Raw genomic sequence first — 10,727 nt, 5'->3', positions numbered from 1 at the left:
AATGGCACCTTGTCGCGCGCGTGATTGAAGACAGTCTGAGAGATACAGATGCCGCCGGGGTCGGCGATGCTCTCGAGCCGGGCCGCAATGTTGACGCCGTCTCCAAAGATGTCATGGGCTTCGACGATGATATCACCGATATTGAGCCCCACACGGAAGAGAATGCGCCTGTCTTCCGCGTCGTCGCAGGTAAGTGCGTTGATGCGGGACTGAAACTGCATGGCAGCCCGCACCGCTTCGACCGCACTTGGAAACTCAGCCAAAAACCCGTCGCCGGTGTTCTTCACGATGCGGCCGCCGTGCTGCGCAATTGCGGGCTCGACACCTCCGGCGAGAAGGGCCGTCAGCTTGGCGTGTGTCGCCTCTTCGTCATTGTGCATGAGCCGAGAATAGCCGGCCACGTCGGCGGCCAAGATCGCTGATAATCTTCGCTCGACTCGGACCCGCTCTTGCACCATGGCCGCACCAGGCCCACCAACCCACCATACTCTAATCGGATCAGAGCGCAGCGCCAAACGCGCTTTGACGCTTCGGTCATGCGCTAAGTTGAAACGTCAACTGTGCTGACCCTGGGTGCGCCTGAGCTGATCCGCAGTGCGCACCAAATAGAGATCGAGTCCGGGTCGCCAATGTCGCCTTCTGGCCCTTAGCCGAAGAAGCCTGAGGCAATTGTGATGTCGGCTATCGGGGGTAAGAAAATCAGCGGCACAACACGACGGGCCCGCCGTTCACGCTAGCGGGCCTCTGTGGTAGCAAATTTGCGTGCCTCGCCGATCGTGCGGAACGTCGCGGCACCGGCCGCAGGGGCAGTTCCAGAGCGGCTCCTGCGGTCGTTTGTTCTGTAATGGCCGGACGTATCCTAGTTTCCAGAGGAACGAACCTTTTCTTGGGCCCTTAAGGGGCTGGTAGCCGAACGACGGTGCAGCCGTTGCTGAGGCTATGGGCCCGGCCTCCTAGGCTCACCGGGCCCGCTTTGTAAGGCCGCCCCAGTTGGTGGCCTGTCGCGGTTCACACTGGCGGGGACATGCCAAAAGCAAGGGAAAAGCGGCCCTACCGGTTTACAATAAATCCGGGATGAAAGGCGCCAGCCCCGGTGAGGGTGTGGTCGACTTTGGCGTGTATTCCTGCACCATCACGTGTGAATCTCCTGGCATCTTGCCAGGAACGACCCCGGACGTCTCAGGGCTGGCTGCGGACGCGCCGGGGCCGCCCGACGCACCACTCACGCGGCGCGCCGCCTGGCAGAATCCGACCCAGGACTCCGTGGCGGAGTCTCAAATGATGCAGCGTCCTAGATTTAATGAGCGTGGTCTCTCGGGAGCCCCTTGACGAAAAGGCCCCAGCCGCTGTCTGGAACGGCCGGGGCGTCAGCCAAGGGGAGTCACCTGTTCTTCGGCAGATGTATGGCTCAATCTGCTCAAGGGATCCACGTTCCTAATCGAGTGTGGCGGGTGTCGGTATTAGGACCGCGGGCGCTCCGGCGCGAGTAAGGGCGTGGCTAGCAACCAAGCATGCCTCAGGCTGTTCACATGCATGGAAGCGCATCTTCTGCAGGTCACCACTGACGATGGCGAGCGCCGGTTTTGGTTAGCGGCCGGTACGGAAGAAGAGGCCGTTCAGCTGGTCTTGGATGCCATCCCAGAGGGATGGACCGCCAAACTGATCGATGGTGGGCTCGCCGCCCGCGAGCAAGCCGCAGCACTCGGCCTGACTATTGGGCTCGCGCCAGGCGAAGCCCGCGAGGTAAGCAGAGGAATCGGGCCTAGCTGATATGAAGGTGCTTCTCCGCCCGCCGCGATCTGCGAGCGGGAAAACACAAGCACGGTTCGGGGCGCGAGCCAGATGATTTTGAAGCTCCCCCGACGAGGAGCGTCAGATGAGCGAACGACGTGAGCTATATCGCAGTACCAACGGCGACGCCTGGTTTCTGGGACGCGAGCCGGCCAATGGCCATGCTTTCATCATTCATCAGCCAAATGCGCCTTCTGGCGGTCGATTGACACACATCGAACTCGGCGACTTCTTGCGAAGCGAGCCGAAAGGACCCGAGCATCAGGCCCTTCTGCGCTTGATAGGAACCCTCGTGAACGTGCCGCCATACGCTTAAGATTTCGCGGCCGCGAACAGCTTCTACCTAACTGGCAGCTAAAGACTCACGTCGTTACACGAATGCGGACTGCGTTCTGGAACCGGCCGGAATTTGCTGGCCAGTGCTTGCGAACGACGTCGGAGCGGCGCACGTCGAACACTTCGCGAGAGGAGCAACGCGGGCAACGAAACTCAGCTGCCCTTTCGTAGGGCGACACCATCCCTGAAATGGCCATTGGCCATGCTTCACAACGTGGGCACGATGGAAGGATGCAATCAGCCGATAACGACATAGGCAATCTCAATTCTGTCCCTGCATCCCGGAGAGAGGGTGCCGGTTCGGGACCATTGGGGATGGAGCCCGAGCCGCTGCACGAGATCGGCGGTGAGCCAGCGACTGTCAATCTCGCACAAGTGTAAGTGTTCCTCTGAACCGAGCCCCTTCGATGCAAATAAGGTCACCTCGCCGTACAAGCTCGTCCCAAAGCAAGTGCGGTACCGGGTCTTATATGAGCGACCAGGCCTGCAACCACCCGATCGAATGACACTAGCGGCGTGAGCCCTTCCGGTTCTTATAGGCTCATGGTCATTACCGACACTGGCGAAGGCCAGATTTGGTTGGCAGCGACTGAGCGCGACAAGGCTGTCGACTGCGTGCTCGATGCGGTTCCCGAGGGATGGGCCCTTAGCACCGTCCAGCGGGAGTTGGGTCGAGGCAGCTTTGAACATGAGGCCCGGGAAGTCCGGCAGCCTCAATTGTCATTGCGCCATAACAAAAAAGGTCCCAGTCGCTGTCTGGACGACGGAGGCCAAGTAACCGCAGGCAAAGTTCGATCAAAACGAGATGCATCTCTCGTTAGTTCCTAGGCGGCCATAGCGCTTCAAGGGCCGGACATGAGCCAAGCGGGCGCCAACGCGACGACTAAATTTCCATGCTGATTGATATCCTCCGCAAAACAAAACCGGAGCGGTGTATCAGATGATACGGGCCTTGGATTAAATCTGTTGCAGCTTTGAGCTAAACGCGCCGACACCCGGCAGTGCTTTCGCAGTCGAGCTCGCGATGCGGGCTATCTGTATTGCTTTCCGGAGACCTCGCATGGGTAAGCTTCGCCGTCGCATTAAACACACCACGTCGTTCACGCAGCGCCTCATGGAGGAGGCTGCCAAGTTTCGGGAAGCCGCCGAACAATTGCCGCCCGGTACTCAACGAGAGTTGTTGATGAAGCGCGTCAGGCAGGCTGAGGCCGCTGTGCAAATCAATGACTGGTTGGCCGCACCAGGCGCAGCGCCGCCCGCTGCACTCGGGGAGATGGTGGCGAAAAAGGCCCGTGACATCGCATGAAGTTGCTGACCGAATATCTTGAGCGCGCGGTCCAGCTTGAAAAGCTGGCGGCCAGCGAACCCGATTCGGCGTTCAAATCGCAGTTGCTTCAACAAGCCGGCTCATATCGCAAGCTTGCCGCAAAGCGGGCGAAGGACTACGGGCTCCCGCCGCCAAGTCCACCGGAAATCGCTTCTGGTTGACGGCCAGAAAGATCTTGCTGAGCCTCAGGAGCTCCGCGGCGGCTTGAAAATTCAAGCTGCCTCAGTGCCTGCTCGTGCCAACAGGTCCTCGCCGCCCCTCCGAGCACTGTCGACGATAGCCGGCACCGGGGACGTCGCCGAGTACAGGGAGGATTGGCCAACGGCCGAAGAGCTTGACCCCGTCCATGCTGCAGTTTGATGCGCGCGGTTCCGTTTGCCGTGATCCGCCGGGACGCACCATATTCCCTGCTCAGGCGGTGTCGGAACTTACGATCCCCATTCGTCTTGAATCCGGCAAACCCTGAGCGGAGTACTGCGTAAATGGCCCCGCGCGCTAACTGGAAAGGCGTCCTGCGTCTGTCCCTAGTGACCTGTCCGGTCGCGCTCTATCCGGCAACGTCGGAGAGTGAGAAGATCGCATTCAACCAGCTCAACCGCGCCACCGGTCACCGCATCAAGTACCTGAAGGTTGATGCCGACACTGGCGACGAGGTGCCCAACGAAGACATCGTCAAGGGCTACCAATTCGAGAAAGACCAGTTCATTGAGTTGACAAAAGAGGAGCTTGAGGAAATCGCGCTAGAGTCGACGCGCACCATCGAGATCGATGAGTTCGTTGACACGGCGGATATCGACCCCCGGTACCTGATCAGGCCATACTATCTGCGGCCGGACGGGAAGGTGGGCCACGACGCTTTCGCAGTAATTCGCGAGACCATTCGAGAAATGAACAAGGTTGCGATTGGACGGGTCGTGCTGACCAGTCGCGAACACATCATCGCGCTCGAGCCACTGGACAAAGGCCTCGTCGGCACACTGCTGCGATACCCCTATGAGGTGCGTAGCGAACAAGAGTCTTTCGACGAGATCCAGGACGTCAAAGTCACCAAGGACATGCTCGATCTCGCCAAGCATATCGTGAACCAGAAGGCGGGGCGGTTCGAGCCGGTGAAGTTCGAGGACCACTACGAAACCGCGCTGATCGACCTCATCAACACCAAGCGCAGCGGCAAGCCGATCACTCCCAAGGAGAGGCCCGCGGCCGGCAACGTCGTCGATCTGATGGAAGCGCTGCGGCGGAGCGTCGGCCAGGAAGCCACGGCGGCGAGGGCGACTAAGCCCGCCAAGAAGCCACGCAAGGCAGCGAGCGGACAGAAGGAAATGTTGATGCCGATCCAGGGCAAGAAGCCCACGGAAGGTGCGGCGAAGAAGCCGGCGGCCAGGCCACAGCGCAGATCTGCGTAGCGCCGTCTCTCGCGCCCAGGAACTCTGAGGGACGGGCGAACGAACAGGAGAGTTCGCATGGATATGAAGGAAGCCTCTGCAATGACGGAAGCCTCTGGTCTTCCGAGCGATCTGGATCTTGGGAAGGATTCCGAGGCGAAGTCCGATGTCTCTGTTGGAAGGGGAGGAAGGGCGGAAGCACGACACGCGCGAGCTTCAGCACCGAGTTTTTCGGCGGAGTTGCGCAGGTTGACGCGAGAGGCGCCGCTGCCCTCGCTGTTGATGGCATTCCTGCTGGGAGTTCTAGTGGCCCGGCGTCGCTAGAAGAGGTGAGCGCGCGCGGAATCCATGCCGAGAAAACTCAAGACCTATCAGACGTCGCTAGGTTTCGACGATCTCGCGAAGGCCGCGCCCTCGATGAAGGCGGCATTGGAAGCCTTGGGCGCCGGAGCAATCTCTTTGGTGTCGCCAAGGAGACCGATGATCCCGATGTTGTCGCCGCGACCATATCGAACCCGGGCGTGGTCCTCAAACGTCCGGCGGGGCTCGAGCGGGCGTTTCGCCGAACACTCCGAGCATCGGCTTCAGCTTCGGCACCGGCCGCTGGTGACTGAACGAAGGGACCGTCCTCCGTTGGCGGCCCCTTCCGCTTCGCGTTAGGGCCAAAGCGCACGCCGCCTCTAGTTTCGCCTATGTTGGAGCGAATGCTCGAGGAAAAAACGCAGCATTTCCTTCGTCGCATCCGGTCCGTCCGGATCGGTGTAGGAGCCGGCGGGGCTGCCTCCCGACCATGCGTGTCCGGCTCCATGGATCTCCCAGTGCTCGAGGATTCCGTGTCCGCCGGCGTCGGTATGAACCGTGCGGGTGTAGGCATGCCCTCCCGGCACCCGTCCGCGATGCACCTCCACCGTCGTGCTCGTCCCACCGAGGGACTGCCGCACGATTCGACCGCCGTTGTTCGAATGCACCGTGGTGTCGCGATCGCCGTGGAACACAATCGTCGGAATGCGCGGACCGTCGCCTTGCATTGCCTCCGAGCCGCCGCCTTGCTTCATGGCAATCAGTGCGGAGGGAAGGTCTATGGCGGCCCCGCAGGCCAGTCCGGAATGTATGCCGATCGCTGCGTACAGGTCGCCGTACGTCGATCCCATGATGGCGGCGGCCGCGGCCCCGGCTGACAGTCCAGCGACATAGACGCGTTCTGGGTCGACCGAATGGTCGCGCATGATTTGGCGGGTGATGCCGGCGATGAGCGAGGGTTCGCCTCCGCCGCGTTGCTGGTCGGCCGGACGAAACCAATTCCAGCATTTCGCCTGGTTCGCTTCGGTCCGCTGCGCGGGATAGGCCACGAAGCAGGTCCGCTCTTCGGCGATGAAGTTCATCCGCGTGCCGGCGGCGAAGTCCTCCGGTGACTGCGTGCAGCCGTGGAGCATGATCACCAAGGGAATGGCCTGTCCATGATAGCCGCTTGGGATGAAGAGCCGGTAGGCGCGGCTTCCCGCGGCATTGCCGTAGCTGCCTTCGACGAACCTGGAGCCGTCCGGCATGATGTCCGCAATGGACGGAGGGGCGCGCTTCAGCGATCCTCTCAGTCCGAGGCCCGAGAGGTTCTTGGCGAGATCCACAGACGGACGGACCGTGCGACCCGGACGCCTCGTCTCCGCGGCATGCGCCTTGGCGTCGATGGTCGGCGGCTCTCTTTCTGTCGCGGTGGAGCGCTGTGTGGTGGGGGCGGTGACGTCCGGCGCGTTCTCACCCCGAAGCATGCGTTGGAGCAGCGCGGTGGCTTCGACGAGCTGGCCCGACCGCGTGAGACGCGTGGCTTCCCGAACGATGTCCAGTTTCAGCATTGTCTTACCTCGTTCTGTCGGCGAGAGCGGATTTGACGGCCGGACTGGCGTGCAGAGCTCCCAGCACGGAGACGGAGGCAATCGTCGCGCGAGCAAGCTCCGGCGTGACGTCTGGGGTGATGGTGGCGAGACCGAGAACATTGATGTGCAGCATCTCGCCCGCGCGCCGCGCCGCCTCGAGATCTTCGCGGCTGTAGTTTCGCAACCCCAGGTCCAAGCTCTTTCGCGCCGTGGACTGCTTGACCACGTCGGCATGGCGTTCGAGCTGGTTGCGGATGGCGGTCCGGATGAAATCGGTACGGTTCGAGTAGAACCCTTCCTGCACCATCAAGTCGACCTGACCGAGATCGACGAAACCAAGATTGATCGTGATTTTTTCGGTGTCGGAGGTCTTTGGTCGGATTTCGTGGACGTTGCCGGCCATCGCTTTCCCATCCTTTTGCCATCTATATGGATGGTATATGGATGAAAAAGCCTCCGCTTCAAGGGCCTGCTCCTGCACGTATCTGGGCGCTAATGCGCGATGCGTCGCTTTGAGGTGGGATGTGCGCTTTGCAGTGGTGCTTCATCCCGCTGGGTGGCTTGGTCGCGGGCGACGTCATGCTCGCCCAGAAAATAGCTCTCGAAACAGACGAGGAGCGCGCCTTGAGCGTCGGCAACAGCTTCCCGCGGCCGATCCGGTGGCGCCTACCCGGTAGTCGTCCCTCAGAGGCGAGAGGTTCGCGCGTACGCCTTTATCCCAGCTAGAGCCCGGTTGAGGATTTCGCAATCAAGAGGCCCGTCCTAATCCGTCGCACATTGACCCGACACACCCGCACCGATTCACTCCGGTGGGTCATTCCCTTTCGGCTCTTGTAAGAACTTCGGCAGGCGGCCCCGCGGCTCGCGATCACGCGGGGCAGGGCGTTCGGACGGGTCGCGGCCGAGCTTGGATTGCAGCTCGACGAGGTCGGTGAAGACGTCGGCCTGGCGGCGCAGCTCGTCGGCGATCATCGGCGGCTGGCTGGCGATGGTGGAGACCACGGTGACCCGCACGCCGCGGCGCTGGACGGCCGCGACCAGAGATCGAAAATCACCATCGCCGGAGAACAGGATCATCTGGTCGATATGCTCGGCGAGCTCCATGGCGTCGACGGCAAGCTCGATGTCCATGTTGCCCTTGACCTTGCGGCGGCCGGAGGCGTCGATGAACTCCTTGGTCGCCTTGGTGACGACGGTGTAGCCGTTGTAGTCCAGCCAGTCGACCAGTGGGCGAATCGAGGAGTATTCCTGATCCTCGATGATGGCGGTGTAGTAGAACGCCCGAAGCAGCGTCCCGCGGCTCTGAAACTCCTTCAGCAGGCGCTTGTAATCGACGTCGAAGCCCAGAGTTTTAGCCGTCGCGTAGACATTGGCGCCGTCGATGAAGAGCGCGATCTTGTCGGTAGGAGAGGGCATTTGTGCCGTTTGCAGAAGCTAAGTGAAGGATTGAGCGTGTAAGGATTTATCCGCCGAGCGCGAACAGGCGGGCGCTTTATAGATAGATAGTCACCGGGGATACTGTGCGCCAAATGGGGTCGGCTCAAGGCGCTCGAGATCATGCCTCGGAACTCGTTCTGTAGACGAAAGTTGTTCTGTCAAATTTGTCATTTTTGCTGTCCGTTCGAGAAGCCTTTTGAGGCTAGTCGCGTCATGACGTCTGCCGATTTTGCTCTCTTCGAATTCTCCATCAGCAGGCGCGGCCGCACTTGGCGGTGGTCTGTCTCAGATCAATGCGGGAATCTTCTGTTGGCGGGAAATGAGCGCAGCCGGCCTGGGGCGCAATACATGGCTGCCCGAGCCATTTTCCAGTTTTTGTTGACAGCCCCTTATCGCAATCGACGAGATCTAAGGCAGCGCCGTCGGCGCCCTCCCATCCACACGAATGTCAGGATGCATTTCGATCCACGGTATTAGGCCGAGGAGGAGTTCACAGGTTCGGCGGCTAAGGCGGTGAAGACGAGGCCCGTCGTTTTACACTAGCGGCTGTGTCACTAGTCTCAAAAATAGAACGCTGCCGGGCTCGAAATACAGGTCCCGGCAGCGTCTTCTTCTCAAACTGAGTGCTGAAATCCCAGTTGGCCTCGACTGTGCAACGGCCATGCCACAGGTGTGTGACACGGGCCCGCCGGCTCGCGCTGGCGGGCCACCCGGCCTACTGGCCCAGAAGGCGCATCCACGTCGGCGAATGCGCGTTTATTCGAGAACCTCATATTCGAACGCTACGCCCTCAGGGTCGTTTTCCTCGAACCATTTCTCTGCGGCATCCTGGTTAGCGAACACCTTAATGTGGTCCTTATCGCCAGCCTGCTTGCCGGTGTTGATGTATACGAAGACTGTCATAGCTCGCGCTCCATCGCGGGATGGCTCCGGTTCTTCACCTTGATCCAGTGCTTCTGCCGACCGCCGCAATACGGCCGATCGCGATGCTTGGAAACCAGGCCCTCAAGTCCCATCCGGCAAGCCGCCCGAAATAGGTCGGGTCCAATCTCGCCGCGCTCGAATGGCGCCACACTGATCCCGTCCGGCCGACGCGCCAATAGCTGCTCCAGGTTTGCTTTGCGCATGTGGAGGGGCAGGGACCGCAAAATCATCGCCGCCCATGACAAGGATATCGAAGGCGTATAGCTGCACCTCGTGGTCGTAGAGCCGGCTGTGCAGCGCGTTGAAGTCGCTGATGCCATCCACCCCAAGGATGACAGCCTCGCCGTCAATCACAAAGCGCTTCTGCCGGTTCTTCAGCGCGGCCTCGGCGATCCACGGATAGCGCTTGGTCCAGTCGGTGCCGTTGCGCGAGAGGAGGCGCACGCGCTCGTTCTCCCGGATGACCAGCATCCGGTAGCCATCATGCTTTACTTCGTGGATCCAGTCCGGCCCGTTCGGGACTCCTGCGGTCGCCAGGCAGAGCTCGTATGCCTTAAACATACTAAGCAGATAAATAATTCGGCGCGAAATTGCGAGTCCCAGCCTCAGCGCCTCGCCGCTCTCTCCACGAACTTCAGGACGCATGCCGGCACTTCGTACTCGACAACTCTGCGGCCTAGCTCATCTGCGATATCTACGGTTACATCGCGCGACCATCCCTCTACCGTGTTGAAGGCCACGATGCGAGTGGGATGCTCATATAGGCCGTCCATCAGGTGCCGCATCAGCGTCGCGCGACCGGTGTCCTCTTCGGCTGTTTCGCACCAGGCTCGCCGGCCGGCAAATTCCTCGACCACAAGGTAGACATCTTGGTCTGCTGCCAGATGAGGCACAATCGACAGGGAACGGCCCATACCCAGACTCCAACAAATTCCATCATCGATATTGCGCTATTAAATCGAAAAATAAAATAAAGTAGAATACTAATTAAACGATTTAAATCGTGCATACGATTTAAATTTGGATTAGACTAGGAATGGTTCGGGCAAATCGCGAGGGAACCATGCAGTTCCTATCGGCGGGAGACCTGTTTCTCATATCCGCGATGACAGGGACGGTCTTGCTGGTTGAGATCGGACTTTTCATCATTTTGGGCATGATCTAACGGACGCCAGGAAGCGCGGCTTTTGCAGCATCAGCGTTGCTTCTTGTGCTTCTTGTCTGCCCTCTTTTTCGATTTCAGAACGTCGGCCTGGTTTTGGAAGGCGCGCGCTAGCGTCCGCAGTTGCTCTGATACTTCCGCATCTGCGGCTGCCTTTGCGGCGCGCGCGGCCTTTTCAGCTTGCTTGCGCAGCTGTTTGATTTCCTTCGCCATGGATGAGTTCCTTGCGCGCCCGTCGCTTGGCCGCAGAAATTACATCATCGCGCCGCCGATGAGGAGCCGGACATAGGTGCCGCTCTCGTGCAACTCGAGCCGGCCGCGTTCGACGGCATACCTGATGCCGGCGCCAAACTCCTCGCCGGTGGCCTTAAGCATGTAGAGGAACGGAGCGTTGATCTTCTCGATATGGATCCGGCCGTCCTGAACCGGCTCGATGCCGGAGGCGAGTTCGACTAGCTTGCGGGCGGCGGCTTCAGGGTTGGCGAAGGGACGTT

The 10,727-nt window shown here is 60.4% G+C and carries 15 protein-coding genes and 2 pseudogenes; 8 read left to right on the top strand and 9 right to left on the bottom strand.

What is annotated here, in order from left to right:
- A partial coding sequence (locus CWO91_RS39545) for an adenylate/guanylate cyclase domain-containing protein (RefSeq protein ID WP_130220774.1) occupies positions 1–458 on the bottom strand: 458 nt, incomplete at its 3' end.
- Between the two features lie 1,075 nt (positions 459–1,533).
- Between CWO91_RS39545 and CWO91_RS39540 the strand changes: the two genes are divergently transcribed.
- The 7 genes and pseudogenes from CWO91_RS39540 to CWO91_RS44845 form a co-directional block, all read left to right on the top strand.
- The gene (locus tag CWO91_RS39540) at positions 1,534–1,770 is read left to right on the top strand and encodes a hypothetical protein (RefSeq protein WP_130220773.1); all 237 of its coding nucleotides are present in this window, start codon (positions 1,534–1,536) and stop codon (positions 1,768–1,770) included.
- 106 nt (positions 1,771–1,876) lie between these two features.
- On the top strand, positions 1,877–2,107 hold the full coding sequence (locus CWO91_RS39535) for a hypothetical protein (RefSeq protein ID WP_080648044.1): 231 nt from the start codon (positions 1,877–1,879) through the stop codon (positions 2,105–2,107).
- Positions 2,108–3,187: 1,080 nt separating this feature from the next.
- A complete protein-coding gene (locus tag CWO91_RS39530) occupies positions 3,188–3,433 on the top strand; it encodes a hypothetical protein (protein WP_130220772.1) in 246 nt (81 codons plus the stop codon).
- A complete protein-coding gene (locus CWO91_RS39525; RefSeq protein WP_130220771.1) occupies positions 3,430–3,615 on the top strand; it encodes a hypothetical protein in 186 nt (61 codons plus the stop codon). Before CWO91_RS39530 ends, CWO91_RS39525 begins: the two co-directional genes overlap by 4 nt.
- 321 nt (positions 3,616–3,936) lie before the next feature.
- Entirely contained in the window at positions 3,937–4,860 is a 924-nt protein-coding gene (locus tag CWO91_RS39520) for a Ku protein (protein ID WP_130220770.1), read from the top strand.
- Between the two features lie 57 nt (positions 4,861–4,917).
- Positions 4,918–5,163 carry a hypothetical protein gene (locus CWO91_RS39515; protein ID WP_130220769.1) on the top strand — a complete coding sequence of 82 codons (246 nt, stop codon included), beginning with the start codon at positions 4,918–4,920 and terminating at the stop codon, positions 5,161–5,163.
- A gap of 24 nt (positions 5,164–5,187) precedes the next feature.
- A pseudogene (locus tag CWO91_RS44845) lies at positions 5,188–5,415 on the top strand (cell envelope biogenesis protein TolA); the annotation flags it as partial.
- 104 nt (positions 5,416–5,519) lie between these two features.
- On the opposite strand, the gene CWO91_RS39505 reads toward CWO91_RS44845, so the two are convergent.
- Both CWO91_RS39505 and CWO91_RS39500 read right to left on the bottom strand, forming a co-directional pair.
- Entirely contained in the window at positions 5,520–6,689 is a 1,170-nt protein-coding gene (locus CWO91_RS39505; protein WP_130220768.1) for an extracellular catalytic domain type 1 short-chain-length polyhydroxyalkanoate depolymerase, read from the bottom strand.
- Between the two features lie 4 nt (positions 6,690–6,693).
- Positions 6,694–7,113 (bottom strand): CopG family transcriptional regulator, encoded by a 420-nt coding sequence (locus tag CWO91_RS39500; protein WP_130220767.1) that lies wholly within the window; start codon positions 7,111–7,113, stop codon positions 6,694–6,696.
- 131 nt (positions 7,114–7,244) lie between these two features.
- On the opposite strand from CWO91_RS39500, the pseudogene CWO91_RS44840 reads away from it, so the two are divergent.
- Positions 7,245–7,436: pseudogene (locus CWO91_RS44840) on the top strand (hypothetical protein); the annotation flags it as partial.
- 75 nt (positions 7,437–7,511) lie between these two features.
- Here the strand turns inward: CWO91_RS44840 and CWO91_RS39490 are convergent.
- From CWO91_RS39490 to CWO91_RS39465, 6 genes are all read right to left on the bottom strand, one after another.
- Positions 7,512–8,126 (bottom strand): NYN domain-containing protein, encoded by a 615-nt coding sequence (locus CWO91_RS39490; protein WP_130220765.1) that lies wholly within the window; start codon positions 8,124–8,126, stop codon positions 7,512–7,514.
- Positions 8,127–8,903: 777 nt separating this feature from the next.
- Positions 8,904–9,050, bottom strand: a complete 147-nt coding sequence (locus tag CWO91_RS43515; RefSeq protein WP_165406029.1) for a hypothetical protein — start codon at positions 9,048–9,050, stop codon at positions 8,904–8,906.
- Positions 9,051–9,152: 102 nt separating this feature from the next.
- Entirely contained in the window at positions 9,153–9,716 is a 564-nt protein-coding gene (locus tag CWO91_RS39480) for a hypothetical protein (protein WP_349643614.1), read from the bottom strand.
- Entirely contained in the window at positions 9,677–9,985 is a 309-nt protein-coding gene (locus CWO91_RS39475; protein ID WP_130220763.1) for a hypothetical protein, read from the bottom strand. The genes CWO91_RS39480 and CWO91_RS39475 overlap by 40 nt, the downstream gene beginning before the upstream one ends.
- Positions 9,986–10,266: 281 nt before the next feature.
- On the bottom strand, positions 10,267–10,446 hold the full coding sequence (locus CWO91_RS39470; protein WP_130220762.1) for a hypothetical protein: 180 nt from the start codon (positions 10,444–10,446) through the stop codon (positions 10,267–10,269).
- 39 nt (positions 10,447–10,485) lie between these two features.
- On the bottom strand, positions 10,486–10,727 hold a 242-nt coding region (locus CWO91_RS39465), incomplete at its 5' end, for a hypothetical protein (protein WP_245471525.1).

Origin of the sequence: Bradyrhizobium genosp. SA-3, from assembly GCF_004212635.1 — a bacterium.
Taxonomy (GTDB): domain Bacteria; phylum Pseudomonadota; class Alphaproteobacteria; order Rhizobiales; family Xanthobacteraceae; genus Bradyrhizobium.
Note: the sequence above shows the minus strand (reverse complement) of the source record. Positions and strands in the feature narration are given on the sequence as shown.

Excerpts from the sequence above, each read along its gene's own strand:
- CWO91_RS39540 (WP_130220773.1), top strand. The coding sequence starts at position 1,534 with ATGGAAGCGCATCTTCTGCAGGTCACCACTGACGATGGCGAGCGCCGG.
- CWO91_RS39535 (WP_080648044.1), top strand. The coding sequence starts at position 1,877 with ATGAGCGAACGACGTGAGCTATATCGCAGTACCAACGGCGACGCCTGG.
- CWO91_RS39530 (WP_130220772.1), top strand. The coding sequence starts at position 3,188 with ATGGGTAAGCTTCGCCGTCGCATTAAACACACCACGTCGTTCACGCAG.
- CWO91_RS39525 (WP_130220771.1), top strand. The coding sequence starts at position 3,430 with ATGAAGTTGCTGACCGAATATCTTGAGCGCGCGGTCCAGCTTGAAAAG.
- CWO91_RS39520 (WP_130220770.1), top strand. The coding sequence starts at position 3,937 with ATGGCCCCGCGCGCTAACTGGAAAGGCGTCCTGCGTCTGTCCCTAGTG.
- CWO91_RS39515 (WP_130220769.1), top strand. The coding sequence starts at position 4,918 with ATGGATATGAAGGAAGCCTCTGCAATGACGGAAGCCTCTGGTCTTCCG.
- CWO91_RS39505 (WP_130220768.1), bottom strand. The coding sequence starts at position 6,689 with ATGCTGAAACTGGACATCGTTCGGGAAGCCACGCGTCTCACGCGGTCG.
- CWO91_RS39500 (WP_130220767.1), bottom strand. The coding sequence starts at position 7,113 with ATGGCCGGCAACGTCCACGAAATCCGACCAAAGACCTCCGACACCGAA.
- CWO91_RS39490 (WP_130220765.1), bottom strand. The coding sequence starts at position 8,126 with ATGCCCTCTCCTACCGACAAGATCGCGCTCTTCATCGACGGCGCCAAT.
- CWO91_RS43515 (WP_165406029.1), bottom strand. The coding sequence starts at position 9,050 with ATGACAGTCTTCGTATACATCAACACCGGCAAGCAGGCTGGCGATAAG.
- CWO91_RS39480 (WP_349643614.1), bottom strand. The coding sequence starts at position 9,716 with ATGCGTCCTGAAGTTCGTGGAGAGAGCGGCGAGGCGCTGAGGCTGGGA.
- CWO91_RS39475 (WP_130220763.1), bottom strand. The coding sequence starts at position 9,985 with ATGGGCCGTTCCCTGTCGATTGTGCCTCATCTGGCAGCAGACCAAGAT.
- CWO91_RS39470 (WP_130220762.1), bottom strand. The coding sequence starts at position 10,446 with ATGGCGAAGGAAATCAAACAGCTGCGCAAGCAAGCTGAAAAGGCCGCG.